Here is a 25,486-nt window from a genome sequence, read left to right on the forward strand (position 1 = left end):
CGGAAAGAGTATCGACCAGTCATCGCAGTCAGATTATTCCTACATATAGTAGAGACTAATTTAGTTGCATAAATAAAAATGCCCTGACAGGTCAGGGCATTGATTTTAAACTTTTCGAGCTTGTTATTTGATCAGCCGCCAGGTAAACGGATATCGGTAAGGAAAACCTTCATTGGCTTTCACACCGGCGATGATCGTCAAAACCAGCGCGCCGATCGCCAGTATCCCCAGCAGGAAGAACCCGATGATCAGAACCATCAGCAGGAAGCAAATCAACGAGGCGATGGCGACGGTGATCTGAAAATTCAACGCCTCCTTGCCCTGCGCATCGATGAACGGATCTGTCTCGCGCTTCATCTGCCAAAGGATCAATGGTCCGATCAGATTGCCGAACGGAATCCAGATCCCCAGCAAGGCGGACAAGTGACAAAACATTGCCCATTGGCGAACCTCTTGGCTCGGCTTGGGCAGCAGCTCTTGCTCGTCACTCATCGCGTCCTCCTTGCGGTTATGAACCTGCTCAGTCGGCCAGTGCAGCCTTTTGCAGTTCGAAAATTTCGTTCATGCCTTGCTTGGCCAGTTCCAGCATGGCGTTCAAGTCTTCAGGCTGGAAAGGCGCGCCTTCAGCGGTGCCCTGTACTTCGATGAAACCACCGGTGCTGGTCATCACCACGTTGAGGTCAGTCTCGGCTGCGGAATCTTCAAGATAGTCCAGATCCAGCACAGCCTCGCCCTGATACATGCCGACCGATACCGCACCGATCATTTGCTTGAGCGGATCACCGCCTTTAAGGCCGCCGCGCTTCTTGATCACTTTCAACGCATCAACCAGTGCAACCATGGCGCCGGTAATGGAAGCGGTACGAGTACCGCCGTCAGCCTGGATCACATCGCAGTCGACATAGAGGGTGACATCACCCAGCTTGGACATATCCAGCGCAGCGCGCAGGGAACGGCCGATCAGGCGCTGGATTTCCAGAGTGCGACCGCCCTGCTTGCCACGACTCGCTTCACGCTGGTTACGCTCGCCAGTGGCGCGCGGCAGCATGCCGTACTCGGCGGTCAGCCAACCCTGGCCCTGGCCCTTGAGGAAGCGCGGCACGCCGTTTTCGACGCTGATGGTGCAGATGACTTTGGTATCACCGAATTCGACCAGCACCGAACCTTCGGCGTGCTTGGTGTAGTTGCGGGTAATGCGGATCGAGCGGAGCTGATCGGCAGCGCGACCACTTGGACGTTTCATAGGAGATACCTGTACTGGGGACGGAAAACTGCCGAGCATTATAGAGCGCTGCACCGCCCCTGGGCACTCGCTAAAAAATCGGGTCGACGACTGAAGCCCTTGAAACACCCATTACCGACGGGCTGCAGCCCTTTGTCACACCGTGTGTTTGGGCGCATTCGCCGCACTGCGCTACAATCCTGCGCCTTTGCTGCCAGTCGGCTTAAATTCATTGATATCGAGCCTGCGGAACATCCCTGCTGCGCCGATCTGCATTGCGAGGTCACCGCCATGGTGCACAGCATGACCGCCTTCGCCCGCGTCGAAAAAGCCGGCGCCCAGGGCACACTGAGCTGGGAACTGCGCTCGGTCAACAGCCGCTATCTGGAACCGCACCTGCGCCTGCCGGAGTCGTTTCGCGACCTCGAAGGCGCGGTGCGTGAAGCGCTGCGTCAGGGCCTGTCGCGAGGCAAACTGGAATGCACCCTGCGTTTCACCGAAGAAAGCACCGGCAAAACGCTGCAAGTCGATCGCGAGCGCGCCGCGCAGTTGGTCGCTGCGGCCGAGACCGTTGCCGGCCTGATCAAGAATCCTGGCGCACTGAACCCGCTCGAGGTGCTGGCCTGGCCTGGCGTCCTGGTCGGTGATGCGAGCGACCCGCAAGCACTGAATGCCGACGCACTGGCCCTGTTCAATCAAGGCTTGAAAGAGTTGAAGGCCGGCCGCGAGCGCGAAGGCGCGGAGCTGGCACGCTTGATCAACGAGCGCCTGACCTCTATCGAAGAAGACGTCGTGACCCTGCGTGAACTGGTGCCGCAAATGCTCGCCACTCAGCGTCAGAAGGTCCTCGACCGCTTCACCGATATGAAGGCCGAACTGGATCCGCAACGCCTCGAACAGGAAATGGTCATGCTCGCGCAAAAGAGCGACGTGGCCGAAGAACTGGATCGCCTGAGCACCCACATCATCGAAGTGCGCCGGGTGCTCAAGTCCGGCGGAGCAGCCGGGCGTCGCCTCGACTTCCTGATGCAGGAGCTCAACCGCGAAGCCAACACACTGGGCTCCAAAGCCTTCGACCCGCGCAGCACCCAGGCCGCCGTCAACCTCAAGGTGTTGATCGAGCAGATGCGCGAACAAGTGCAGAATATTGAGTAAGGCTACCCCGACATGACCCACAGCACCGGCACCCTGTACATCATTTCCGCGCCATCCGGCGCGGGCAAGAGCAGTCTGGTCAAGGCTTTGACCGACGCCGACGCGCAAATCCGCGTTTCGGTCTCGCACACCACCCGCGCCATGCGACCGGGTGAAGTGGACGGCGTGAACTATCACTTCGTCTCACGCGAAGCGTTCGTGAAAATGGGCGAGCACGGCGACTTCCTCGAACGCGCCGAAGTCTTCGGCAACTTCTACGGCACCTCGCAAAGCCGCCTGCAGCAGACGCTGGACGAAGGTCACGACCTGATTCTTGAAATCGACTGGCAAGGCGCCGAGCAAGTGCGCAAGTTGATGCCGCAGGCACGCTCGATCTTCATCCTGCCGCCGTCGCTTCAGGCCCTGCACCAACGCCTGACCAACCGCGGTCAGGACAGCGACGAGATCATCGACGGCCGGATGCGCGAAGCGGTCAGCGAAATGAGTCACTATGTCGAGTACGACTACCTGATCATCAACGACGATTTCGCCCACGCGCTGGATGATCTGAAGGCGATTTTCCGCGCCAATCAGCTGCAACAGAAACGCCAACAGCAGCGTTTCGGCAAATTGCTGGCTGAGTTGCTGGGTTAAATCAACACTTCCCAAAACCGCTGCAAGCGCTTTACATTGGTGCTTGCAGCGCGTTGAAGGGCTTGGTTAAAAAATCAGCGCTTCCCTAATCGCTGGTGATTTTTTAAACTGTTGAGTCCGCTCGCCCAACCGGGCAGCGCGCATATTGCATTCGCTCCGAGGAATACCATGGCCCGCGTAACCGTTGAAGACTGCCTGAACCACGTGGAAAACCGTTTTGAGCTGGTCATGCTCTCTACCAAACGTGCCCGTCAACTGGCCACCGGCGGCAAAGAGCCACTGGTTCAGTGGGAAAACGACAAACCGACCGTTGTTGCCCTGCGTGAAATCGCTGAAGGCCTGATGAGCTACGAGTTCATCGCCGAGCAGGAAATCGTCCACGAAGACCCGGTCTTCGCTGCGTTCGAGGACGAGTCCAACGAGGCCGTCTAAGCCTATGCCTGGTCGACGTAGCACGGCGCGGGATCACAGCTTACGGCAGGAATCATCATGCCGAGCATAGACGCCCTCGCCGATCGCTTATCGACCTACCTCGGCAACGACCAGGTCAACCTGGTCCGCCGAGCGTATTTCTACGCCGAACAAGCCCATGACGGTCAGCGCCGTCGCAGCGGCGAGGCGTACGTCACGCATCCTCTTGCCGTGGCCAATATTCTTGCCGACATGCACATGGACCATCAGAGCCTGATGGCCGCGATGCTGCATGACGTGATCGAAGACACCGGTATCGCCAAAGAAGCGCTGCAAGCGCAGTTCGGTGAAACCGTGGCCGAACTGGTCGACGGGGTCAGCAAACTGACCCAGATGAATTTCGAGACCAAGGCCGAAGCCCAAGCCGAAAACTTCCAGAAAATGGCCATGGCCATGGCGCGCGACATTCGCGTGATCCTGGTCAAGCTTGCCGACCGCCTGCACAACATGCGCACGCTGGAAGTGCTGTCCGGCGAAAAACGCCGCCGGATCGCCAAGGAAACCCTCGAAATCTATGCGCCCATCGCCAACCGGCTGGGCATGCATGCGATCCGCATCGAATTCGAAGACCTTGGTTTCAAGGCCATGCACCCGATGCGTTCCGCGCGGATCTACCAGGCGGTCAAACGCGCCCGGGGCAACCGCAAGGAAATCGTCAACAAGATCGAAGAATCCCTTGGCCATTGCCTCGCTATCGACGGCATCCAGGGCGAAGTCAGCGGTCGGCAGAAACACCTCTACGGCATCTACAAGAAAATGCGCGGCAAGCGTCGGGCCTTCAACGAGATCATGGACGTCTACGCGTTCCGGATCATCGTCGACAAGGTCGATACCTGCTACCGCGTGCTGGGCGCTGTTCATAATTTGTACAAACCGTTGCCGGGGCGTTTCAAGGATTACATCGCGATCCCCAAGGCCAACGGCTATCAGTCGCTGCACACCACGCTGTTCGGCATGCACGGCGTACCGATCGAGATTCAGATCCGTACCCGCGAAATGGAAGAGATGGCCAACAACGGCATCGCCGCCCATTGGCTGTACAAATCCAGCGGTGACGAGCAGCCGAAAGGCACTCACGCCCGTGCCCGCCAGTGGGTCAAAGGCGTGCTGGAAATGCAGCAACGTGCCGGCAACTCGCTGGAATTCATCGAGAGCGTGAAGATCGACCTGTTCCCGGACGAGGTCTACGTGTTCACACCCAAAGGCCGGATCATGGAGCTGCCGAAAGGCTCCACGGCGGTCGACTTTGCCTACGCGGTACACACCGACGTAGGTAACAGCTGCATCGCTTGCCGGATCAACCGTCGTCTCGCACCGCTGTCCGAACCGCTGCAAAGCGGCTCCACGGTCGAGATCGTCAGCGCCCCCGGCGCACGGCCGAACCCGGCGTGGCTCAACTTCGTCGTCACCGGCAAGGCGCGCACGCACATCCGCCATGCGCTGAAACTGCAACGTCGCTCCGAGTCCATCAGCCTCGGCGAACGCCTGCTGAACAAGGTACTCAACGGTTTCGACAGTTCGCTGGAGAAGATCCCGGCCGAACGCGTCAAGGCGATGCTCACCGAGTACCGCCTCGAACTGATCGAAGACTTGCTCGAAGACATTGGCCTCGGCAACCGCATGGCTTACGTCGTTGCCCGCCGCCTGCTCGGCGAAGGCGAACAACTGCCAAGCCCGGAAGGCCCGCTGGCGATTCGCGGTACCGAAGGTCTGGTGCTGAGCTACGCCAAGTGCTGCACGCCGATCCCGGGCGACCCGATTGTCGGGCACCTGTCGGCGGGCAAAGGCATGGTCGTGCACCTCGACAACTGCCGCAACATCAGCGAAATCCGGCATAACCCGGAAAAATGCATCCAGCTCTCGTGGGCCAAGGATGTCACCGGCGAATTCAACGTCGAACTGCGTGTCGAGCTGGAACACCAGCGCGGCCTGATCGCCCTGCTCGCCAGCAGCGTCAACGCGGCTGACGGCAATATCGAGAAAATCAGCATGGACGAACGCGATGGTCGCATCAGCGTTGTCCAGTTGGTGGTCAGCGTTCACGACCGTGTGCACCTGGCCCGCGTGATCAAGAAGCTGCGCGCCCTGACCGGGGTGATCCGCATCACCCGCATGCGTGCATAACTCAACCATTACAAGGAGTCATACATGACCAAGACTGTTATCACCAGCGACAAGGCCCCGGCCGCCATCGGCACTTACTCCCAGGCGATCAAGGCCGGTAACACCGTTTACATGTCGGGTCAGATTCCTCTGGACCCAAAAACCATGGAGCTGGTTGAAGGCTTCGAAGCCCAGACCGTCCAGGTGTTCGAGAACCTCAAAGCCGTGGCCGAAGCCGCTGGCGGTTCGTTCAAGGACATCGTCAAACTGAACATCTTCCTCACCGACCTGAGCCACTTCGCCAAGGTCAACGAGATCATGGGCAAGTACTTCGACCAGCCGTACCCGGCCCGCGCCGCCATCGGCGTGGCTGCCCTGCCAAAGGGTTCGCAGGTTGAAATGGATGCCATTCTGGTCATCGAGTGATGCGCACGGCGCGGTTTTCAAACGCCGCGCCGACTGCTCAGCAAGAAAAGGTTTTGAAAGGACTCCACCATGCGCAAAGCGCTAGCTCTCCCGCTGCTCGCCATTTTCCTCGGCGGCTGCGCCAGCAACCCTGCCGACCGTGACATCAGCGGCACCTGGATCAATCAGGTGGCGATCGATGCCGCAGCCAAGGGCGGTCCCCTGCGCGAAGCGCTTCAGGCTTACGGCCCCAACCTCGAATGGGACGTCAACACCAAGGCCGGTCAGGCCCGCTACACCAACGGTTTTGAGAACGTCGAAGGGCGGCTGCTGGGTGAAAAATCCGGCGCCTGGAAAGTCGACTTCTATGGCAGCTCCGCCAGCGAGCTGAAACGCGACGGCGGGCAACTGCAGCAAGCCGCCAGCGAGAACGAACCCGAGCAGGTGTTCGACCGCGCACAGATTCCGGTGCCGGAAGGCGCACCAATTGGCGCCAGTTTCGAACGCGCGCTGTATTCGGCCTACATGGGCGGCAGCTGGACAATCGCCAGCGGTCAGGGCGAAGGCGGCACCGTGCAGTTCCAGGCTGACGGCCAAGTCTCCGGATTGCCGGGGGCCGACCGTTACGCCTTGTGTCTCGCGGGCGATTGCGCGTCGATGAGCAGCACCAACGACAGCATATGGTTGCAGCAGAACGGTCAGGGCAATAACTGGATCTTTGTGCGCAAGGGCAAAGAGCTGGAAATCCTCCAGGCCGTGAATGCCGCGTTGGCGGATGAACAACCGCAGTTCACCGCAGGTGAGCGCAAGTGGTTGCTGGAGAAGCAGTAACCCGCTTCTGAATTCGCAGATATCCCCTGTAGGAGTGAGCCTGCTCGCGATAGCGGTTTAACAGTCAGCACAAGTGTTGAATGTTATGACCTCATCGCGAGCAGGCTCACTCCTACAGTTGTTTTGGGGTGCCAGGAAGTCAGCATTTACCTTCGAGGATCGCGGCATAGCCCTCGCGATAGCTTGGGTACATTGGCGTCCAGCCCAACGATTTCGCCCGGCCATTGCTGCAGCGCTTGCTGCCAGTTCGCCGAACGCTGGCGTCGTCCGCCCACTCGGTAACGCCCAGATACTCGCGTAACCAGCCCACGACTTCCGCCAATGGCGCCGGTGCATCGTCGACGCCGATGTAGAGATCTTCCAGATTCACGCCCTGCCGAGCCTTCTCCAACAGGAATGCCAGCAACCCGGCCGCATCGTCAGCATGAATCCGATTGCCATACAGCGGCGGTTCGACCGCCACGCGATAACCGCGACGCACTTGAGTCAACAGCCATTCGCGGCCCGGGCCGTAGATGCCGGTCAGACGCAGGATGCTCGCGGGAATGCCACTGTTAAGCGCCACCTGCTCAGCCTCCAGCATCAACCGCCCGGAGTATCCGGCAGCGATGGTCTCTGAGCTCTCATCGACCCACTCACCCTCCTGCTGCCCATACACACTGCTGCTGGAAACGAAGATCAGCCGCTCAGGCACTTGCCCGTAATCGTCCAGCCAGCTCAGGACATTCTGCAAACCCTGCACATAAGCCGCGCGATAACCGGCCTCATCGTGATCGGTGGCGGCGGCGCAATACACCAGATAGTCCACGGCACCCACCGGCCAGGTCGCCGGGCAGTCTTCGTTGAACAGGTCACCGGCAACGCCGATCACCCCATCAGGCAGCTTCGAAACGTCACGGCGCAGGCCATGAACTTCCCAACCAGCCGTCAGCAATTGCGTGGCCAGACGACCGCCGACATCACCACAACCGGCAATCAAAACAGAAGGCGCGGACATCAAAAAACTCCTATCGGAAAGGCACAGACTAGCTCTGGCACAGGACGAACGGCTAGCAATGGTAGAAAAAAAGATACTCTATTACTTTTGTTAACAAGAATTACTTGCAATAATGCACGCCACTTTTGTTCTCGGCCTCACGAGGCCTGGTAGAGCATCACCGTTTTTCTATCTCAGGTCCGGCCAGCATGACACGTAATCAAATCCCCGCTTCGCCAACCAAACGACCTCGCGCCTGGAGCGCGGTGGCGGCTCTGCTGCTCAGCCTGATGCTGGCACCGACCGCCGCTTTCGCCGACGCCCAAGCGCCAGCCGCCCCGGCCGCCACCGAACAGCACGCACCTGCTGCTGACGCGCCTGCCGCTGCTCCCGCTGCAACCGATCCGGTGCAGGCTGTCGACGCTGTCGACGCGCCTGAAGTCCTCGAAGCTGACAACAGCCTGGGCATGGCGCACGACCTGTCGCCTTGGGGCATGTACCAGAATGCCGACATCATCGTGAAAATCGTGATGATCGGTCTGGCCATCGCGTCGATCATCACCTGGACCATCTGGATTGCCAAAGGCTTCGAGCTGATGGGCGCCAAGCGTCGTCTGCGTGGCGAAATCGCAGCCCTGAAAAAAGCCACCACCCTTAAAGAAGCCAGCGCCACGGCCGGCAAGGAAGGCACCCTCGCCAACCTGCTGGTGCACGACGCCCTCGAAGAAATGCGCCTGTCGGTCAACAGCCGCGAGAAAGAAGGCATCAAGGAACGCGTGAGCTTCCGTCTCGAGCGTCTGGTTGCAGCCTGCGGTCGCAACATGAGCAGCGGCACCGGCGTCCTCGCCACCATCGGTTCCACCGCGCCGTTCGTGGGCCTGTTCGGCACAGTGTGGGGCATCATGAACTCCTTTATCGGCATCGCCAAAACCCAGACCACTAACCTTGCTGTCGTCGCGCCCGGTATTGCTGAAGCACTCCTGGCCACTGCATTGGGTCTGGTCGCGGCAATTCCAGCAGTAGTTATCTACAACGTCTTCGCCCGCTCCATCGCCGGTTACAAGGCGCAGGTTTCCGACGCCTCGGCAGAAGTGCTGCTGCTGGTCAGCCGTGACCTCGATCACCAGCCTGAGCGCAGCTCGCAGCCGCACATGGTCAAAGTGGGGTAATCGGCCATGGGCCTGCATTTGAAAGAAGGCGCAGACGACGATCTGGCCGAGAACCACGAAATCAACGTCACGCCGTTCATCGACGTGATGCTGGTGCTGTTGATCATCTTCATGGTGGCCGCGCCGTTGGCCACCGTGGACATCAAAGTCGACCTGCCTGCCTCGACCGCCAAACCGGCGCCGCGGCCAGAGAAACCGGTGTTCCTCAGCGTCAAAGCTGACCAGCGCCTGTACATCGGCGACGACGAAGTGAAGGCCGAAACCCTTGGCTCCGTGCTCGACGCCAAGACTCAGGGCAAGAAAGACACCACCATCTTCTTCCAGGCCGACAAAGGCGTGGATTACGGCGACCTCATGAGCGTGATGGACAAGCTGCGCGGCGCCGGTTACCTGAAGGTCGGTCTGGTCGGACTTGAGACGGCAGCCAAGAAATGATCACGACGCGCCATAAGCTGACGCGTTACAGCGGTAGCCTGGCCGTGGTGCTGGGCGTTCATGCGCTGGCCATCGCGCTGGCGCTGAACTGGACCGCCCGCCCGCCCATCGAATTGCCCCCACAGGCAATGATGGTCGAACTGGCACCGGTTCCGGCCCCGCCACCGCCTGCTCCGCCGAAAGTCGTCACACCGCCGCAGCCACCGGCTCCGGTAGAAGAGTTGCCGATTCCGAAACTGGCCGAAGCCCCGAAAGCTGAAATCGCGGTGCAGAAACCCAAGCCGAAGCCAAAGCCTAAACCGCCGAAGCCGGTCGAGAAGAAGTTGCCTGATCCGCCGAAGGAAAAACCTTCCGAGGAGAAACCGGCCGACACCCAACCGACTCAGGCACCGACGGAGAAATCCGCCCAGCCTGCACCGGGTCCTTCACCGGCTCAGATGGCTGCGAAAGCCAGTTGGCAAGGCACCCTGCTCGCGCATTTGGCCAAGTACAAAAAGTACCCGGCCAGTGCTCAGGCACGGGGCAAGGAAGGCTTGAACCGTCTGCGTTTCGTGGTGGATGCCGAAGGTAATGTGCTGTCGTTCGAACTGGTGGGCCGCTCCGGCAACGCCGATCTGGACCGGGCTACCCTGGAAATGATCCGCCGCGCACAACCGCTGCCCAAGCCTCCGGCCGACATGCTCAACAACGGCTCGATCGAAATTGTTGCGCCGTTTGTTTACTCCCTCGAACGCCGCCGCTAAGCAACACCGCAATACCCTGTAGGAGTGAGCCTGCTCGCGATAGCGTAGTGTCAGACGATGATTTTCTGACTGACACACCGCTATCGCGAGCAGGCTCACTCCTACAAGGGTTCTCTGCTAGCCGGATGATCCAGCCAAGAAAGGCACCGAAAGGTGCCTTTTGCGTATCTGCACGCGGCAAACCCACATTGCCCGGTGTCGCATTCCTCACTCAGTCTGATAACGTGCGTCTATCGATTGCAGCCGGTATGCTTGGCCCGCATCTTCATGGACGCTTGCTATGACCCTCACAGAATTACGCTACATCGTTACCCTCGCCCAAGAGCAGCATTTCGGCCACGCCGCCGAACGTTGCCACGTCAGCCAGCCAACCCTCTCGGTGGGCGTGAAAAAGCTTGAAGACGAACTCGGTGTGCTGATTTTCGAGCGCAGCAAAAGTGCCGTGCGCCTGACCCCGGTTGGCGAAGGCATCGTCGCCCAGGCACAGAAAGTCCTTGAGCAAGCGCAAGGCATCCGCGAACTGGCCCAGGCCGGCAAGAACCAGCTGACCGCGCCACTGAAAGTCGGCGCGATCTACACCGTCGGCCCGTACCTGTTCCCGCACCTGATTCCACAACTGCACCGGGTCGCCCCGCAGATGCCGTTGTACATCGAAGAAAACTTCACCCACGTGCTGCGCGACAAACTGCGCAACGGCGAGCTCGACGCGATCATCATCGCCCTGCCGTTCAACGAAGCCGACGTGCTGACCCTGCCGCTGTACGACGAGCCGTTCTACGTCTTGATGCCGGCCCAGCACCCGTGGACGCAAAAAGAAACCATCGACGCCGGCCTGCTCAACGACAAGAGCCTGCTGCTGCTCGGCGAAGGCCACTGCTTCCGCGATCAAGTGCTGGAAGCCTGCCCGACCCTGACCAAGGGCAACGACGGCGCCAAACACACCACGGTCGAATCCAGCTCGCTGGAAACCATTCGCCACATGGTCGCGTCCGGTCTGGGCATCTCGATCCTGCCGTTGTCGGCCGTCGACAGCCATCACTACGCCCCGGGCGTGATCGAAGTGCGTCCGCTGTCGCCGCCAGTGCCGTTTCGCACCGTGGCCATTGCCTGGCGTGCGAGTTTCCCACGGCCGAAAGCCATCGAGATCCTCGCCGACTCCATTCGCCTGTGTTCGGTGGCCAAGCCAGCGGCGCCGGTTACGGCCGGTTAAGCGAGCGTCATGACTGAGCTGTCGCAAGTGTCGGTGACGGCACTCAAGGGTGTCGGCGAAGCCATGGCCGAGAAACTGGCCAAGGTCGGCCTGGAGAATCTGCAGGACGTGCTGTTCCACCTGCCGCTGCGCTATCAGGATCGCACCCGCGTGGTGCCGATCGGCGCGCTGCGACCGGGCCAGGACGCCGTGGTCGAAGGCACCGTCAGCGGCGCCGACGTGGTCATGGGCCGCCGCCGCAGCCTTGTCGTGCGCCTGCAGGACGGCACCGGCGGTCTCAGTCTGCGCTTCTATCATTTCAGCAACGCGCAGAAAGAAGGCCTCAAGCGCGGCACGCGGGTTCGCTGCTACGGCGAAGCCCGGCCCGGCGCGTCAGGACTGGAAATCTACCACCCGGAATACCGCGCCATCACTGGCGACGAGCCGCCGCCAGTCGATGAAACCCTGACCCCGGTCTACCCGCTCACCGAAGGCCTGACCCAAGCGCGTCTGCGCCAGTTGTGTCTGCAGACGCTGACGATGCTCAAGCCCGACACCCTGCCCGACTGGCTGCCAACCGAACTGGCGCGCGACTATCAACTCGCGCCGCTGGCCGATGCGATCCGCTACCTGCACAACCCGCCCGCCGATGCCGACGTCGACGAACTCGCCCTCGGCCATCACTGGGCCCAGCATCGCCTCGCTTTCGAAGAGCTGCTGACGCACCAACTTTCACAGCAACGTCTGCGCGAAAGCATGCGTTCGCTGCGCGCGCCAGCCATGCCGAAAGCGAAAAAGCTGCCGCCGAAATATCTGGCCAACCTCGGCTTCAACCCGACCGGTGCACAACAGCGCGTCGGCAATGAAATCGCCTACGACCTCAGCCAGCACGAACCGATGCTGCGCCTGATTCAGGGCGACGTCGGCGCGGGTAAAACCGTGGTCGCCGCCCTCGCCGCCCTGCAAGCGCTGGAGGCCGGTTATCAAGTCGCGCTGATGGCGCCGACCGAGATCCTTGCCGAGCAGCACTTCATCACCTTCAAACGCTGGCTCGAACCGTTGGGCATTGAAGTCGCGTGGCTGGCCGGCAAACTCAAGGGCAAGAACCGCGTCGCCGCGCTGGAGCAGATCTCCAGCGGCACACCCATGGTGGTCGGCACCCACGCGCTGTTCCAGGACGAAGTGCAGTTCAAGAACCTCGCGCTGGTGATCATCGACGAACAACACCGCTTCGGCGTGCAGCAACGTCTGGCACTGCGCCAGAAAGGCGTCGGCGGACGCATGTGCCCGCACCAGCTGATCATGACCGCCACACCGATTCCACGCACACTGGCGATGAGCGCCTACGCCGACCTCGACACCTCGATCCTCGACGAACTGCCACCCGGACGAACCCCGGTCAACACCGTTCTGGTGACCGACACCCGTCGCGTCGAAGTCATCGAACGCGTGCGCGGTGCCTGCGCTGAAGGCCGTCAGGCCTATTGGGTGTGCACGCTGATCGAAGAATCCGAAGAGCTGACCTGCCAAGCCGCCGAAACCACGTTTGAAGACCTCACCCTCGCCCTCGGCGAGCTGAAAGTCGGGCTGATTCACGGGCGCATGAAACCCGTCGAGAAGGCCGCCGTCATGGCCGAATTCAAGGCCGGCAACCTGCAACTGCTGGTCGCCACCACGGTGATTGAAGTCGGCGTCGACGTGCCCAACGCCAGTTTGATGATCATCGAAAACCCAGAGCGACTAGGCCTCGCGCAACTGCACCAGTTGCGTGGTCGGGTCGGCCGGGGCAGCGCCGCCAGCCATTGCGTGCTGCTTTACCACCCGCCGCTGTCGCAGATCGGTCGTCAGCGCCTGGGCATCATGCGCGAGACCAACGACGGTTTCGTCATCGCCGAAAAAGACCTCGAACTGCGCGGCCCCGGGGAAATGCTCGGCACCCGCCAGACTGGCCTGCTGCAATTCAAAGTCGCCGACCTGATGCGCGACGCCGACCTGCTGCCCGCCGTCCGCGACGCCGCGCAAGCCTTGCTGGAACGCTGGCCAACCCACGTCAGCCCATTACTCGATCGCTGGCTGCGCCACGGGCAGCAATACGGCCAAGTGTGAGCACCGTCGCAGTTTCTGACAGATCGTTCTGATCAAGGTGGTTATACTCCTGCCATTGTTTCAAAAACGGATACAGATCATGACCGAAGCCGCTCTCGCCCCCGAATCCCCGCACGCGCCGTCTGTCATTCGGCTGCTGCTAGGCAAACTCGGGATCGCCTACGAAGAAGTGCTCGACCACCACGGCCTCAATGCCTCGCGCAAGGTACAAGCCGTGTTGCTGGACGACGCCGTCGGCGCGCTGATGGTGCTGTTTCCGCAGAGCCAATTGCTCGACCTCAATCGCCTCGCCGAACTGACGGGCCGTCGCCTGACTGCCGTGTCCACCGAGCGCCTGGAAAAGATGCTCGGCAAACACAGCCTGAGCCTGCTGCCGGGCCTGCCGGCGCTGACCAGTTCGCCGTGCCTCTACGAAGAAAGCCTGCTGCGCGAACCGAAGTTGCTGATCAACTCCGGCGAGCCGGGCCTGCTGCTGGAAATCGCCAGCGAAGACTTCAAGACCATGCTGACCAAGGCCAGCGCCGCCAATTTCGGCGAAGCCCTGAGCAGCATCCGTCCGAACCTCGACCGCCCGGACGATGACCGCGAGGAAATCACTCAGGCCGTACAAGCCTTCACTGCGCGGCGTATTCAGCAGCGTCTGGAAGCGACCATCGAGATTCCGCCGCTGGCCGAGACCGCGCAAAAAATCATCAAACTGCGCGTCGACCCCAACGCCACCATCGACGACATCACCGGCGTCGTTGAAACCGACCCGGCACTGGCCGCACAAGTGGTGAGCTGGGCGGCGTCGCCGTACTACGCCTCGCCGGGCAAGATTCGTTCGGTGGAAGACGCGATCGTTCGTGTGCTCGGTTTCGATCTGGTGATCAATCTGGCGCTGGGCCTGGCCCTCGGCAAGACCCTGAGCCTGCCGAAAGACCACCCGCAACACACCACGCCGTACTGGCAGCAGTCGATCTACACCGCCGCCGTCATCGAAGGCCTGACCCGCGCCATGCCGCGCGCCCAGCGCCCGGAAGCCGGCCTGACCTATCTGGCCGGTCTGCTGCACAACTTCGGTTACCTGCTGCTGGCCCACGTGTTCCCGCCGCACTTCTCGCTGATCTGCCGCCACCTGGAGGTCAACCCGCACCTGTGCCACAGCTACATCGAGCAACACTTGCTCGGTATCAGCCGCGAACAGATCGGCTCGTGGCTGATGCGCTATTGGGACATGCCGGATGAGCTGGCCACCGCCCTGCGCTTCCAGCACGACCCAAGCTACGACGGCGCCTACGCCGAATACCCGAACCTCGTCTGCCTGGCCGTGCGCCTGCTGCGCAGTCGCGGAATTGGCTCTGGCCCGGATGAAGATATTCCGGATGCGCTGCTTGAACGTGTGGGTTTGACTCGCGACAAGGCCAACGACGTTGTCAGCAAAGTGCTTGAGGCCGAAGTGCTGTTGCGTGAATTGGCCTCGCAGTTCAGCCAGGCATAAACAACCCGCTCTCACGAGATCATTCTTATTCGTGAGAGCGGGCCATCAGAGCGTTGTTTATTGATCAGGCAATAAAGCGTGCTATCCATCCGCTTGTAGCAAAACTCAACCGGTCTTTCCAATACTCACCGCAGATGACGATTTTATTTTGCGCGGTGACGTGCAGATCCAAACTATTTTCCAGTTTCTCAGCCTGATCAAAAGTTACCCAGCCACTACCGTTGAACGTCGAGTCGAGCTCGCCGGTAAGACGATAACGTGCACAGACGGCGTGCATCTCATCAATAGCAAACCCTCCACCACTGGTGCCGGCGACAATCAACTTGCTTTCATCCACGTCGCCAAAGGCGCAGCTCGACCAATTTTGCCCAATCTCAGGCACAACTTTGGTAAATAACGGCTGGCCATTATTGAAGAGGGGGTGAGGCGAGCCATCCGCACTGAGTACGACAATCACCCCTTCACCATCAAGGAAGCCGTCACCGACCTGGCCTCCTATCAACGCAATCATTCCGTCCTTTTTCCTCACGGCAATATCGCGAAAAATCGGCAGCCGATCAGAGGACACAATGGCCGTCTTGAACTTGTCGTCGCGCATTCCATCTTTTGTGAAGCGCACGGCATAGGCACCGAAGGTGCCTTCATCATGAAAGTCGCCATACACCACCAAGCCACCGTCCGCTTGCACAGCCACTCCACGGGCGGCGTTATCACCTGCCGGGCTCAACTCAGCCAATTCAACAGTGGCCGAACCGATCTTGTTGAAGGTGTCGTCAAAAGAACCATCAGGATTGAGTCGCATGACCAAGCCTTTGGTTTGCTGTGCCACATGATCAAAGCCAAAGAAGACCAACGCTATTTTGCCGTCTGGCAACTCGATACCGGACGCTCCAGAACTGGCGGTGCTCTGAACAGCAGACTTAATATTTCGAGATACATTTTGGCGTGCGCGTGCAGCCCTGGCCGCTCGACTTAGTGTTACGGGTACTAGACCGTACGGGAACGTGACCACACCGCCTTCACCAAACTTATCGTTGAGTCGACCGTCCGGCAGCAACTGGATGGCAACGAAACCGTTTTCATGACTCGGTGGCCCCATCATGTAATCGACCGTAATCAGCAGCCCACCATTACTCAGCAAGCTTGCGCCAAATTGCGCTGATAAAAGTTTTTCCCCGGTCAAAATCCGCGCAAAACCTTGCTGGTTCTCGCCAAACCCGGTGCCGACGTCAAGCTGTCCCTTTTCAGTTAGCCGTGCGACTACGAACCCAGGGAAAACACCTGACTCATTCGCCACGACGAGCAGACGACCGTCAGGCAAAGGGAGGACAACTTGCGGGGCAATGCTGACAAACTCAGGAAACGCCCAATCGAGTTTGCCGTCATTGGCGAATGTTGAATCAAGTTCGCCTGCTTGTATGGTCATGTTGATAACTCCCCAATCCGGATAAGTCCCTTTACTGCTGGACGCTCCCTATGAAGCCTCAACATCCAAACAAAAACACCTGTCATTTCTGACAGGCGTTCATGGTATTACGCGCCAATTGACCGACTTATCGAGCCAAACCGATTACCCACCGGGTTTTAAAGAATGGCGCTTCACGCCTTAGGCTTAGCCTTCCTCGGCACCAAATACTTCATCAACCCTTGAAACCACATCACCAGCGCCGGATTACCCTTCAGCTGGATCGACTTGTCCTGAATCCCCTGCATAAACGCCAACTGCTTGTTCTTCGCCTGCATCGTGGCAAAGCCATAACCGGCATCTTTAAACGCAATCGCAAACGCCGGCTCCGCCACCACGCCAGACTTGCTGGTGATGCGCTGATCCTTGACCACGAAATGCCGCGCCACTTTCCCATCCAGCGTCTGCAGCTGAAACACCAGATCCTTGTCACCCAACTGCTGCTGGAACGCAGGATTTGTCCGGCTGGCCTTACCCATCAACAAACCCATCATCCACAGAAGAAAACGAAATTTCATGCGCACAGCCTCAAAAGGAAAATGAACGGCCGGGGCAGTGTAAGGGATTCGAACGATAACGCCAGTATCTGACGCTGTTGGAAGAGGATGCAGACCAATTCGCGCACGATGACTGCCAAGTCACGATTCAGCGCTCGCCCCTGATCGTTCCCCCGCTCCGCGCGGGAATGCATCCCGAGACGCTCGGCGTCTTACCACTCACCTTTCCTACACCTGTTGAAACACATCCCTGTAGGAGTTGGCGAAGCCTGCGATCTTTTGATCTTCCGGCCCGCGAATCTATGGGAAATTTCCTGCAAAGTGCGGTGCTGTCCATGAACTAGGCGAGTTGGTGCGGTGGGGATAGGCTCTGTGGGTCGCCGCAAAATCGGTGGCCCGGACGTGCAAGTCCAGACTCGTCATGCATTCAGTTATGGCTATTCGCCGAGTGTTTTCCTATGCTCGCGAACTGTTATGGCGACTGTGTATGGGAGACCTTCGGGTCTGCCGGTTTCCGAGTCCGGTCTTGCACACCTATACACAGCTGCCACCCTTTCGAAGCAAGCGAAACGGTGTTGGCTCCATAACTCGGAAAGTACCTATGATCAAACCAACACCCAATCCCCCCGAAAACCCAGACGTTTCGCCCTACGAAACCCTGGAATCAAAGAAATTCCACGAAGCCGCCGAGCGCGCCCTTGACCACCATTTCAAACCAGCCGTCGATCCACACCCCAAACGCGAGAACGGCCTCTTCAAACTCTCCCCTGGCACCGACGCCGAAGCCCTCATGGCCAACGCCTCCGAAGACCTCCTGTCCATCAGCGTCATCGCCTGCGACCTCGCCGACGACCTCCACGGCTCCCGCCGTTCGGTTGCACTCGCCCTGAGCAGAATGGCGGACGGCGTGAGATTGATGGTGGAAGGGACACTCGACCAGATTGAAGTGCGAAGCGTGGCGGCCAAGCCGTAGCGAAGTTTGTGGATGAAAAAAGGGGACGTTAAGTCCCCTTTTCTAAATCTCGATAACAAAAACTAGCGAAAGTCCTCTGCGCTTTTTGGGCGCGTTTCCAACCCCTGGAGCGCCGCCCGGTTTATGTAGGCATTCCCTCCCTCACCGCAATACTGCCGGAACAGCGCCTTGTCGTCCTTGAGCACCGTCAGATAACTCAGAAAGGCTTGATTAACGAGGTAGGTATAAGCACCGTTTTTGAACTTGATGATGTTCAAGTTCACGCTGCCTTCCGAAGCGTTCACGACAAAGAATTTGCCCTTGGGCGGCAAAGCCGTCTTCGGATAGACCATCTCTATTTTGCTCGGCACGCCGTAACGGTACTGAACAAAACCGGCCGTGGGCTTGTTGTTTCCCCGTGCACAAACGGAAACCGTCTTACCACCCTCCAACGGGCAACTGAAGTAAATGTCTTCGTCATCTGAACACAACGTTCCATCCTGCCCGCCCTTCAAAGGCGCTGTTTCTTGCGAGACGCGTTCTGGTATTTGAGTGACATCGGCGCAATTGGACAAACACACCAGCTTCGAAAGCTCCGGAACATCACTTTCAGTAAACAGGTAGGTGGCTGAACCATCAAGGTTGCGGGCGTGATAAACGGGAACACTGACGGCCAGCCCCTTGGCTGATACGGGCACTGCCTTGTCTTTTCCTGAGACCACCCAGCCCTCAGCACCACCGCACAACGCCTCCAAGGCAACGTCGCTGAAGGGTTCTTTCGTAGGCACTGCGAACGGCTTGGCATCACCTCGGCAGTCGTAGCCGTGCCAATAGGGCCCGGTGTTCGAATTAATGTCTATCGAGAAAATATAGGCGCCGTCGAGTACTACTTTTCCACTGTCATAGGTAAAAACCAGCCAACGTCGGGACTTTGCCTGGGAGTAGTTTTCATTCTCCAGGATGTAACGCTTGCCATCTCGATACAGCCAGAAACCACTCATTGCCCCGGCCGACTCTGCTTCCTCGGAGAAACGTTGTCCGGAGATTGCGTCCACAAGAACGTTATCTTTCAGCGCCAACGCGCAGCCGCTGTCGGCCTCCATGCATGACTTGAGGGACGGGAACATCGGCCCCGCAGCCACAGAGAAAGAACACAGCAATAACGCGATCAAGCCTAATCTTTTCAACTTGCTTCCCTGCTCATGATTTACGGTTCTGATTGAACAGACTTCTTTCTTCAGCCCAGTTCTCTGCGTTTTAAAGCGAGTAATCCATCACTTCTTCCAACTGCCAGCATTGCCCACGGACAAACCGATACTTGAAGACGTAGTCGGTATCTGGCTTCTGCAGGATCGCAATTGCCTTGTCGCCCCGCTCTTCCTTGACGGTCAACGTCAGGCCCTCGGCCTCTCGCTTTGCTTGATTCGGAATGATTGGAAACTTGAGCTGATCGCCACTGAGGCTGCGCTTTTCCATTTCGGGTTCGGGATCGCCGGCCACAGTTGTAACCATTTTCAGTGGCTGCTGGACGAAGGATTTCTGTACATCGGCGCGCTCGGAGAAGGCTGTGAGAAATGCTGCAAAGTTGGTCGAAGGGCAAGCCGTGTCGGCCGAGTCGTCATTGGTTTTGATTGGTTTCTGACGGTTGTCCTGATCCAGTTTTGAATCAGCAATCATCTTCGCATCCTGAATGGCCAAAAACTTCTTAATACTTGCCGCGTCTTTGTATGCGCACTCCACGTCTACCCCTTTATCCAAGTCACGACCTTCATAACAGTTCTGCAATTCAGGGGGATAGGCATTGCCGCGAAAAAATTCCAAAGACAGCCGACCTCCACTCTCGACGAGGTGCAACTCCTGGGTTGAATAGGAAACGCCCCGAAATCCGCTGTTCGACTCACGTGACTCCGTCAGAACAAACATGGACTTCCCCGCCCGCTCAGGGAATTTGCGCTCAAAAAAGAACACCGAGGCGATCTGCTCGCCTTCGACCTTCCACACATAATTCAACGAAGGCGTCACCGCATTTATGGGTGCATAGAAAATTTCGGCATCAGGCACGTGAATCACCCTCTCCAGATCTTTAAGGTTGTTCTTCAAAAAGAACACCGTGATCTTTTGATCGCCTACGGAAGCAACTACTGGTGGATGCAACTCACCAATGGTTTGTGGATCCTCCGCCAATGACGGCTGAGCCGACAGGCCAACCATGAGCCCGAACGCACCCATACAATTTAAGAGCTTGGCCAATTCCACTCACTTCCCTGTTGATCAATCTTCAAATGATTACGCTGATGGTTTTACGATGATTCAGGCGCGCCGCATTTCAGCTCTTTGATTTGCTCATTCTGAATCGGTATCACACACGCGAGGCGCTTCTCTCCGAGCCCGCGAAGCTCAGTCAAACTCAGCGTCACGTGCAACCCATCCTCGGCAAACACATGATCCTCAAACCCGGCATCGGCATAGTCCGTCCAAAATGCCTTGCCCTCGAAACTGCAAAACCGCTTGAAGAACAGCACTCTCCAACCGCCGTTGGGCGCCAGAATCTGCACCGTCAGACATGGGCTGCCAAAGGTGCTGACATAACGTGCGACGACATCGCCAAAGCGCTGGGAGCCAGACAGGTACACCTTGTTCAGATCGACCACATTACCCGGCTCATCAGTGACGATTGTGTCCAGGTAAGCCGCACGCTCCAGACTCAGTCTTGCCATGCAGTTGTTGATCGTCGTGACATGCGCTGCCACCCCAGGCTCGATTTCCGTGGCTTCAAGCGGGCATGTGGTGTCGCGTAGCTTGATCCAGGCGCGCTGAGACTCTCTGGCCATGGCGACCAGTGCCTTGCCCTGCTCAGGGTCGCGCCGTTGTTGAGCCTCAAACCGTCCCAGCAGCTTCTTGTAGCTAGCATTGAGTTGTTTGTCGGCTTCCTTGCGGGCTGCCTCGACACACCGATCGACCTGGGCGCTAACGGTGATTTCTTTGCAGTCGTCCTCGGCCATCGCGCAGGAGGCAAACAGGCATCCAAAGGACAACGCGATAAAACGCGCAAACATGTTCAATTTTTCATTCCCTGAATGACGGATCGCTCAACTACGCGTTGAGGTATTTTCTGCGCCTTGCCATCGGCGCTCATCGCGTCGCGGTACTGGCTGTAATAGCGCTGCGCTTCATCTTTGCGATCAAGGCGCCAGAGCGAGTCGGCAATGTTCAACATCAGTACCGTGCGTTTACCAACGGCCTCAACGCCGCGATAAAACTTCAGCGCCAGCTCATCGTTACCGCCCTCGGCCAAGTAGAAAGCCAAGTCGTTAAAAGCTTGAACATTGCGCGCTGGTGGGTGACAAGCCATATAGGACTCTGGACTTATAGTGCGAAGATTGAATGCGAGTTCTTCCACGCGAGATTGCGGCATCTCAATATTTGAGACCTGCTTCAATAAGTCCTTTGGAGACGGCGTCTGCAGGACGAGGTCAGGCGCATCCTCTTCCCCGGAAGTCCACCGATTGCCCTCCCACTTGCCGTAGCAAAACCTGGCTGCAGGCTGACTGAGCACGCAACCGGTCTCCATCGAAATGACCCCGCAACCAGTTTCCTCTGTCGGGATTTCTTCACCCTCCTGGCCAATGACAACGCCATACAGAGTCTGAAGGAGGAGCAATGTTTTCTTGTCGGGACTTAACCAAGCCTCATGCGTTTCAGTACCCACCGCGGGTACATAGAGGGGAAACGTTTTTCCATTGGCGGTAAACGAGGCAACCGCCGACTCCGCAGCAGGCCTGCCCCATGTCTTGTCCTTCAGCGTCACTAAGTGCCCGCCAACCCCCACGATCTGAATATTTTCAGACAAGGCATTGGCTGAAGCTAACAGGCCCATGACAAACATCAACCGCTTAAGACTGCCCGCGAGAAGACGGTTCATCTACTCACTCCTCATCCATCGGCGACGATTCCACGTCGGTCATGCTCAGCAGCCGAAACTCATTGTTCACAAACTCGTAGTAACGATCCCGATTACCGCTTTCCAACGCATTCCCCTGCGCATCTTCTTCGCCGTCGAGCGTGATACCGGACACGATGATCATGCGGCTCTCGGGCTGGTAAACCATGCCGAACGTGCTGCCGTAGTAAGCATTCGGCAGACCGCCAACAACCTCACCGGTCTGGGCGTCTAGCACTTCGCCGCAAATGGCGCTGCCGCCACAACCGAGCCTGTGAAGGATGTAATGGCCGGCGAAGTTGACCTTGCCTTTCAGGGCTTGTGCCCGCGCTTGATCCATCATTGGACTGCTGTTTTCTTGCGGCACCAGCTTATGGTTAGAGCCGGTGAAAACTGGCGTGATGGTGTAATCCTTGAAGGTTGGATCGGCAGCGAATGCCATGGATGCGGCAGCCAATATCAAGCTGCCGAGAAGAACCGAAAATCCTTTCACGCTGTAACTCCATCGACGCAATTCATTTTGGGTGTGTTCATTCGAAGGCAATGCCGCGCACCGCTTTCCTGATTTGCTCGAACCCTTCGTTGCTGATCGCCAGCGGGGCGGATGAACCTGATTCCGCCGAGCCGATCAGCACGTCTTTGCCCCTCAGCAGGCAAAAAGCGATGCGGGTAATGTGCCGTCGTGACTTGTCGTGGAAACCGAAGATGAAACCCGAAGAACTCTCCCCGCCCCATTGCTCGAAGGTGTAGGTGTTCGCACGACCCGCGAGCGAATTGGGCACCCAGCCCTGATAGGTAAGCGTCGCCGGGCACCTGCGGTCGTTGTCGTCACGCAGGATTTGCACCGCAAACGCATCGTCTGCTGGGGGTTTCCAGTCGGTGAGAAGCGAAAAGTACTCCGAGTTCTCACACATCAAACCAAACCACGGCTGGCTCAGGTCGCCATGTTTCTCGAAGTGCCAGTCGGCACCACTCGACGTCTGCGCTTGCCACAAGCTGGGGGCGCTGGACGGTTTGGGCAGTTGTTTGGCTGCGATAAATACCGAATAGAAATCGTCGAACTTCAGCCATTGGTTCTGCAGCAGCGGCATGGAGAACCGACACGACCCCATGTCTACAACTGTCTCGGTCGGGCCTTGCGCAACCGGCGACTGGCCGGGCTCGTTACCGACCAATACAGGACCTGCGGCAGTCACATAATCCACCTGTAAAAAGGCGAACAGACCAAAGATCAATTCGCGGAGGCATCGTAGTTTCACTTCGCATCCTTCGAATTGATCAATTCCAAATCCCCATCCCGATACACCACCTCACACCCCACCCACGCCGGATCCACCTGCGGTATCACCGCCGACGGCTTGCGCAATTCGCGCAACAAAGTCGAGCCATGCGACAAGCGCCCACCCATCCGCGCAATCACCGCCTGCGCCGCTTGATAGTTCGCATGCCGCCCCGGATCGAGGGTGTCTTCGAGCAGGATGTCGGCGCCGAGGATGCCTTGCACCTGCCCCGGATAAATCATGAACCCGGTGGCCAGCTCCGCACCTTCGCGACCGTCCTGCCAGAAGCTGCCGTCGCGGGTGCGCACGTCGGGATGCGGCGCAAACCAGTGCTCGCGATCCGCCAGCGGCATGGCGTGGTGCAGACGGAAGAAGATGCGCATCAGGTTGTCGCGATACCACTCGCGCACTTGCAGGTAGTAACCACGCAGGCCCGGCAGGCCGGTCGAATGCGCTAGGCGGATCAGCCCTGACCATTGCGGGAATGGCTGTAGCGGCAGATCGCTCGACGCGGGCCGAGGGGTGGCCGGATCGGTTTCCCACGGCAATCGATGCGGACTGTTTTCAAGGTTGTCGTAAGCAGTCGGCGGGCGGCCCAGCCAATCACCACCGCTGCTGGCCAGTGCCGTGGCGATGCACAGATTGCCTTGCACTACGAACACGTAAAACCGGGTGAACCAGTCCGCGAGTTGTTGGCCATCGGCACCTTGGGCGACGAGTTCAGCCAGTTCCTGATCGAAGCGCTGCAAGCCATTTTCAAGGTTCAGCAAATGGCCGCGAGCCTTGCGTTGCATACGCAAAAACAGCGGCAACGAACGCAGCATCTTCAGCGGTTGCCATGGCAAATGCGGAGTCGCGCCACCGACTTCACCGGCGTAGTTCGCGGCGCTGATGCCCCAGTCGGCCAGCCGGGCAAGAAACAGATCATTGTTGATGTAGGACGCGCCGCCGAACACCGCGGTGAACGGCTCGTTGTCCTGCAGCACCCGCGCATCCCAACGCGCCATGATCGCCGGGATACTCGCTGCCGCGCGGCGTTGGGCGTATTCCACCAACACGCTCGGTTGCGGCGGCAGGATCTCGGCGATGTTGGCGGCAGTCAGGTGGCGGCGCCAGCCGTAATCGCTGATTGGCCGGTATTGCAGCAACCACAGTTGCGCGCCGTCCCAAGCCCATTCGACATCGCCGGGCACGTAGTGGAACACGCGCAGCACGTCTTGCAGAAAATGCCAGAGCAGGTCTTCGGTCAAACCGTGGGACGGCGTGAACGTGCCGCTGCGCCAAGCATCGCCGAGCCGCGAAAGCGTTGCCCGTGAGGGGCTGACGTGACCGTCGGCCAGCGATTCGAGATGGCCTTCAACCCACTCAAGTTCTACCGAGAGATGGCGTACGAACGCGATCCCGGACACTACCGGCGCGATGAAGCGCTGCACCACCACTTCCTCGACGCCTTCGGCCGTCAGTTCGGCGATGCGTTTCGGCACATTGGCGGTCGGTTCGCGCAGATAGGTGGTGCTCAAACCGGCATTCGCCGAATCGGCCTGATCCTCGCCATAACTGGAGGAGCGCACCGCCCAGGTCACATCAGGTTGGACGGCGAGAAACGTCGGCAGACGCGGGTCAGTGCAATCGTTGAGAGTCAACGCCGCCGGCACCGCTTGCCGCGCCAGTTCAGCCAGGCGCAAACGCCCGCCCTTGGTGTGCGCGACAAACCCGCGCTCGCCCGACTCCAGCCACTGCGCGAACTGCGCGGGCGAGTCGATCCACGGGTAATGACCCCAACCGGGTTTCAGGCTGATGGTCAGATCGGCGCGGGCGAGAATCGCCGACCATGCCGCCGCATGCTCGATACCGAGCACCGCGTCCTGATCGCCCCAGACCAGCTCGACTGGATCGGTGATCCACTCCAGCAGTGGCAGCGCAGTGTCGGCGCGAATCAGATCCCAGTGCGGCACAAACGCACGGCAGCGCGCATAGCCGGCGCCCATGCGCTGGTACTGCGCAGGCGTCCAGGTCTGGTTGGAAAACTTGCGCGCGAACAGCGTGGGTTTGTTCGACAGCAGCCAGTGGATGGTCTTGCGGATCGGCAGCGGTGACATCAGCGCCGGCAAGCGACGCTGCCACAAAAATGCCCCAACCGGCGCCAACAGAACGCTGCGGGAAAAGTGCCCGGGACGACGTTGCAACGCATGCAATACAAGCAAGGCATTGACCCCGACCGCCATGATCGCGCTGCCCTGCTTCGTCATCGCCAGCAAGGTCTGCGCGTAGTCCGCCAGATCCTTGCAGGGTGGCAGCGGATTGGCGCCGAAGCCCGGCAACTCCAGCGGCACCACGTCGTAGCGCTGGAAGTGCGGCAGCGCGTCATCCCACCAATCGGCAGCGCTGCCGTTGCCGGCCAGCAGGTACATCAACGGCTTGCTCATGAGCGGCA

Annotated in this window: 25 protein-coding genes; 13 read left to right on the plus strand and 12 right to left on the minus strand. The window is 59.0% G+C overall.

The genetic code is table 11. The features are described from left to right. Positions 1-123: 123 nt before the first annotated feature. A complete protein-coding gene (locus U6037_RS28425) occupies positions 124-492 on the minus strand; it encodes a DUF4870 domain-containing protein (protein ID WP_007920344.1) in 369 nt (122 codons plus the stop codon). A gap of 28 nt (positions 493-520) precedes the next feature. Continuing rightward, positions 521-1,243, minus strand: coding sequence for a ribonuclease PH (gene rph / locus U6037_RS28430; protein ID WP_322845257.1), 723 nt, complete (start codon positions 1,241-1,243; stop codon positions 521-523). Positions 1,244-1,513: 270 nt separating this feature from the next. On the opposite strand from rph, the gene U6037_RS28435 reads away from it, so the two are divergent. From U6037_RS28435 to U6037_RS28460, 6 genes are all read left to right on the plus strand, one after another. Next, positions 1,514-2,377, plus strand: a complete 864-nt coding sequence (locus tag U6037_RS28435) for a YicC/YloC family endoribonuclease (RefSeq protein ID WP_322845258.1) — start codon at positions 1,514-1,516, stop codon at positions 2,375-2,377. Between the two features lie 12 nt (positions 2,378-2,389). Further along, on the plus strand, positions 2,390-3,010 hold the full coding sequence (gene gmk / locus U6037_RS28440; protein WP_322845259.1) for a guanylate kinase: 621 nt from the start codon (positions 2,390-2,392) through the stop codon (positions 3,008-3,010). A gap of 168 nt (positions 3,011-3,178) precedes the next feature. Next, positions 3,179-3,442, plus strand: a complete 264-nt coding sequence (gene rpoZ / locus U6037_RS28445; RefSeq protein WP_123469860.1) for a DNA-directed RNA polymerase subunit omega — start codon at positions 3,179-3,181, stop codon at positions 3,440-3,442. Positions 3,443-3,499: 57 nt separating this feature from the next. Continuing rightward, on the plus strand, positions 3,500-5,605 hold the full coding sequence (gene spoT, locus U6037_RS28450) for a bifunctional GTP diphosphokinase/guanosine-3',5'-bis pyrophosphate 3'-pyrophosphohydrolase (protein WP_007920338.1): 2,106 nt from the start codon (positions 3,500-3,502) through the stop codon (positions 5,603-5,605). 24 nt (positions 5,606-5,629) lie between these two features. Beyond that, a complete protein-coding gene (locus U6037_RS28455) occupies positions 5,630-6,010 on the plus strand; it encodes a RidA family protein (RefSeq protein ID WP_003229509.1) in 381 nt (126 codons plus the stop codon). 69 nt (positions 6,011-6,079) lie between these two features. Beyond that, on the plus strand, positions 6,080-6,820 hold the full coding sequence (locus U6037_RS28460) for a hypothetical protein (RefSeq protein WP_322845260.1): 741 nt from the start codon (positions 6,080-6,082) through the stop codon (positions 6,818-6,820). 139 nt (positions 6,821-6,959) lie between these two features. On the opposite strand, the gene U6037_RS28465 is transcribed toward U6037_RS28460, so the two are convergent. Further along, the gene (locus U6037_RS28465) at positions 6,960-7,817 is read right to left on the minus strand and encodes an SDR family oxidoreductase (protein ID WP_322845261.1); all 858 of its coding nucleotides are present in this window, start codon (positions 7,815-7,817) and stop codon (positions 6,960-6,962) included. 188 nt (positions 7,818-8,005) lie between these two features. On the opposite strand from U6037_RS28465, the gene exbB reads away from it, so the two are divergent. From exbB to U6037_RS28495, 6 genes are all read left to right on the plus strand, one after another. Then, positions 8,006-8,965 carry a tonB-system energizer ExbB gene (gene exbB / locus U6037_RS28470; protein WP_322845262.1) on the plus strand — a complete coding sequence of 320 codons (960 nt, stop codon included), beginning with the start codon at positions 8,006-8,008 and terminating at the stop codon, positions 8,963-8,965. 6 nt (positions 8,966-8,971) lie between these two features. Continuing rightward, a complete protein-coding gene (gene exbD, locus U6037_RS28475) occupies positions 8,972-9,400 on the plus strand; it encodes a TonB system transport protein ExbD (protein ID WP_322845263.1) in 429 nt (142 codons plus the stop codon). Continuing rightward, on the plus strand, positions 9,397-10,143 hold the full coding sequence (locus U6037_RS28480) for a TonB family protein (protein ID WP_038359287.1): 747 nt from the start codon (positions 9,397-9,399) through the stop codon (positions 10,141-10,143). The genes exbD and U6037_RS28480 overlap by 4 nt, the downstream gene beginning before the upstream one ends. Before the next feature lie 280 nt (positions 10,144-10,423). Continuing rightward, a complete protein-coding gene (locus tag U6037_RS28485) occupies positions 10,424-11,353 on the plus strand; it encodes a hydrogen peroxide-inducible genes activator (RefSeq protein ID WP_007920331.1) in 930 nt (309 codons plus the stop codon). Positions 11,354-11,362: 9 nt separating this feature from the next. Further along, complete coding sequence (recG, locus tag U6037_RS28490; protein ID WP_322845264.1) at positions 11,363-13,438, plus strand: ATP-dependent DNA helicase RecG; 2,076 nt, start codon at positions 11,363-11,365, stop codon at positions 13,436-13,438. 79 nt (positions 13,439-13,517) lie between these two features. Next, positions 13,518-14,918, plus strand: a complete 1,401-nt coding sequence (locus U6037_RS28495) for an aminoacyl-tRNA deacylase and HDOD domain-containing protein (RefSeq protein WP_016985804.1) — start codon at positions 13,518-13,520, stop codon at positions 14,916-14,918. Between the two features lie 64 nt (positions 14,919-14,982). Here U6037_RS28495 and U6037_RS28500 read toward each other — a convergent pair whose 3' ends face one another. Both U6037_RS28500 and U6037_RS28505 read right to left on the minus strand, forming a co-directional pair. Further along, positions 14,983-16,344 (minus strand): hypothetical protein, encoded by a 1,362-nt coding sequence (locus U6037_RS28500; RefSeq protein ID WP_322845265.1) that lies wholly within the window; start codon positions 16,342-16,344, stop codon positions 14,983-14,985. A gap of 173 nt (positions 16,345-16,517) precedes the next feature. After that, a complete protein-coding gene (locus tag U6037_RS28505; RefSeq protein WP_016985803.1) occupies positions 16,518-16,901 on the minus strand; it encodes a helicase in 384 nt (127 codons plus the stop codon). A 580-nt stretch (positions 16,902-17,481) separates the two neighbouring features. Here U6037_RS28505 and U6037_RS28510 point away from each other — a divergent pair. Continuing rightward, complete coding sequence (locus tag U6037_RS28510) at positions 17,482-17,853, plus strand: DUF6124 family protein (RefSeq protein ID WP_123376100.1); 372 nt, start codon at positions 17,482-17,484, stop codon at positions 17,851-17,853. Between the two features lie 62 nt (positions 17,854-17,915). Here U6037_RS28510 and U6037_RS28515 read toward each other — a convergent pair whose 3' ends face one another. The 7 genes from U6037_RS28515 to U6037_RS28545 all read right to left on the minus strand — a co-directional run bounded on the left by U6037_RS28515 (position 17,916) and on the right by U6037_RS28545 (position 25,478). Next, a complete protein-coding gene (locus U6037_RS28515; protein WP_322845266.1) occupies positions 17,916-19,004 on the minus strand; it encodes a hypothetical protein in 1,089 nt (362 codons plus the stop codon). Between the two features lie 85 nt (positions 19,005-19,089). Continuing rightward, positions 19,090-20,088, minus strand: a complete 999-nt coding sequence (locus U6037_RS28520; protein ID WP_322845267.1) for a hypothetical protein — start codon at positions 20,086-20,088, stop codon at positions 19,090-19,092. A gap of 44 nt (positions 20,089-20,132) precedes the next feature. Then, the gene (locus U6037_RS28525; RefSeq protein WP_322845268.1) at positions 20,133-20,888 is read right to left on the minus strand and encodes a lysozyme inhibitor LprI family protein; all 756 of its coding nucleotides are present in this window, start codon (positions 20,886-20,888) and stop codon (positions 20,133-20,135) included. A 2-nt stretch (positions 20,889-20,890) separates the two neighbouring features. Beyond that, positions 20,891-21,754 carry a tetratricopeptide repeat protein gene (locus tag U6037_RS28530; RefSeq protein WP_322845269.1) on the minus strand — a complete coding sequence of 288 codons (864 nt, stop codon included), beginning with the start codon at positions 21,752-21,754 and terminating at the stop codon, positions 20,891-20,893. 4 nt (positions 21,755-21,758) lie between these two features. Then, positions 21,759-22,214 carry a hypothetical protein gene (locus tag U6037_RS28535; protein ID WP_322847372.1) on the minus strand — a complete coding sequence of 152 codons (456 nt, stop codon included), beginning with the start codon at positions 22,212-22,214 and terminating at the stop codon, positions 21,759-21,761. An 88-nt stretch (positions 22,215-22,302) separates the two neighbouring features. Next, positions 22,303-23,031, minus strand: coding sequence for a hypothetical protein (locus U6037_RS28540; protein WP_322845270.1), 729 nt, complete (start codon positions 23,029-23,031; stop codon positions 22,303-22,305). Then, positions 23,028-25,478: an alpha/beta fold hydrolase gene (locus U6037_RS28545; RefSeq protein ID WP_322845271.1), complete on the minus strand. Its 2,451-nt coding sequence runs from the start codon at positions 25,476-25,478 to the stop codon at positions 23,028-23,030. Before U6037_RS28545 ends, U6037_RS28540 begins: the two co-directional genes overlap by 4 nt. Positions 25,479-25,486: the final 8 nt, after the last annotated feature.

The organism is Pseudomonas sp. B33.4 (genome assembly GCF_034555375.1).
Taxonomy (GTDB): Bacteria; Pseudomonadota; Gammaproteobacteria; order Pseudomonadales; family Pseudomonadaceae; genus Aquipseudomonas.

Coding starts and splice junctions, on each gene's coding strand:
- U6037_RS28425 (WP_007920344.1), bottom strand. CDS start 492: ATGAGTGACGAGCAAGAGCTGCTGCCCAAGCCGAGCCAAGAGGTTCGC.
- rph (WP_322845257.1), bottom strand. CDS start 1,243: ATGAAACGTCCAAGTGGTCGCGCTGCCGATCAGCTCCGCTCGATCCGC.
- U6037_RS28435 (WP_322845258.1), top strand. CDS start 1,514: ATGGTGCACAGCATGACCGCCTTCGCCCGCGTCGAAAAAGCCGGCGCC.
- gmk (WP_322845259.1), top strand. CDS start 2,390: ATGACCCACAGCACCGGCACCCTGTACATCATTTCCGCGCCATCCGGC.
- rpoZ (WP_123469860.1), top strand. CDS start 3,179: ATGGCCCGCGTAACCGTTGAAGACTGCCTGAACCACGTGGAAAACCGT.
- spoT (WP_007920338.1), top strand. CDS start 3,500: ATGCCGAGCATAGACGCCCTCGCCGATCGCTTATCGACCTACCTCGGC.
- U6037_RS28455 (WP_003229509.1), top strand. CDS start 5,630: ATGACCAAGACTGTTATCACCAGCGACAAGGCCCCGGCCGCCATCGGC.
- U6037_RS28460 (WP_322845260.1), top strand. CDS start 6,080: ATGCGCAAAGCGCTAGCTCTCCCGCTGCTCGCCATTTTCCTCGGCGGC.
- U6037_RS28465 (WP_322845261.1), bottom strand. CDS start 7,817: ATGTCCGCGCCTTCTGTTTTGATTGCCGGTTGTGGTGATGTCGGCGGT.
- exbB (WP_322845262.1), top strand. CDS start 8,006: ATGACACGTAATCAAATCCCCGCTTCGCCAACCAAACGACCTCGCGCC.
- exbD (WP_322845263.1), top strand. CDS start 8,972: ATGGGCCTGCATTTGAAAGAAGGCGCAGACGACGATCTGGCCGAGAAC.
- U6037_RS28480 (WP_038359287.1), top strand. CDS start 9,397: ATGATCACGACGCGCCATAAGCTGACGCGTTACAGCGGTAGCCTGGCC.
- U6037_RS28485 (WP_007920331.1), top strand. CDS start 10,424: ATGACCCTCACAGAATTACGCTACATCGTTACCCTCGCCCAAGAGCAG.
- recG (WP_322845264.1), top strand. CDS start 11,363: ATGACTGAGCTGTCGCAAGTGTCGGTGACGGCACTCAAGGGTGTCGGC.
- U6037_RS28495 (WP_016985804.1), top strand. CDS start 13,518: ATGACCGAAGCCGCTCTCGCCCCCGAATCCCCGCACGCGCCGTCTGTC.
- U6037_RS28500 (WP_322845265.1), bottom strand. CDS start 16,344: ATGACCATACAAGCAGGCGAACTTGATTCAACATTCGCCAATGACGGC.
- U6037_RS28505 (WP_016985803.1), bottom strand. CDS start 16,901: ATGAAATTTCGTTTTCTTCTGTGGATGATGGGTTTGTTGATGGGTAAG.
- U6037_RS28510 (WP_123376100.1), top strand. CDS start 17,482: ATGATCAAACCAACACCCAATCCCCCCGAAAACCCAGACGTTTCGCCC.
- U6037_RS28525 (WP_322845268.1), bottom strand. CDS start 20,888: ATGTTTGCGCGTTTTATCGCGTTGTCCTTTGGATGCCTGTTTGCCTCC.
- U6037_RS28530 (WP_322845269.1), bottom strand. CDS start 21,754: ATGAACCGTCTTCTCGCGGGCAGTCTTAAGCGGTTGATGTTTGTCATG.
- U6037_RS28535 (WP_322847372.1), bottom strand. CDS start 22,214: ATGGCATTCGCTGCCGATCCAACCTTCAAGGATTACACCATCACGCCA.
- U6037_RS28545 (WP_322845271.1), bottom strand. CDS start 25,478: ATGAGCAAGCCGTTGATGTACCTGCTGGCCGGCAACGGCAGCGCTGCC.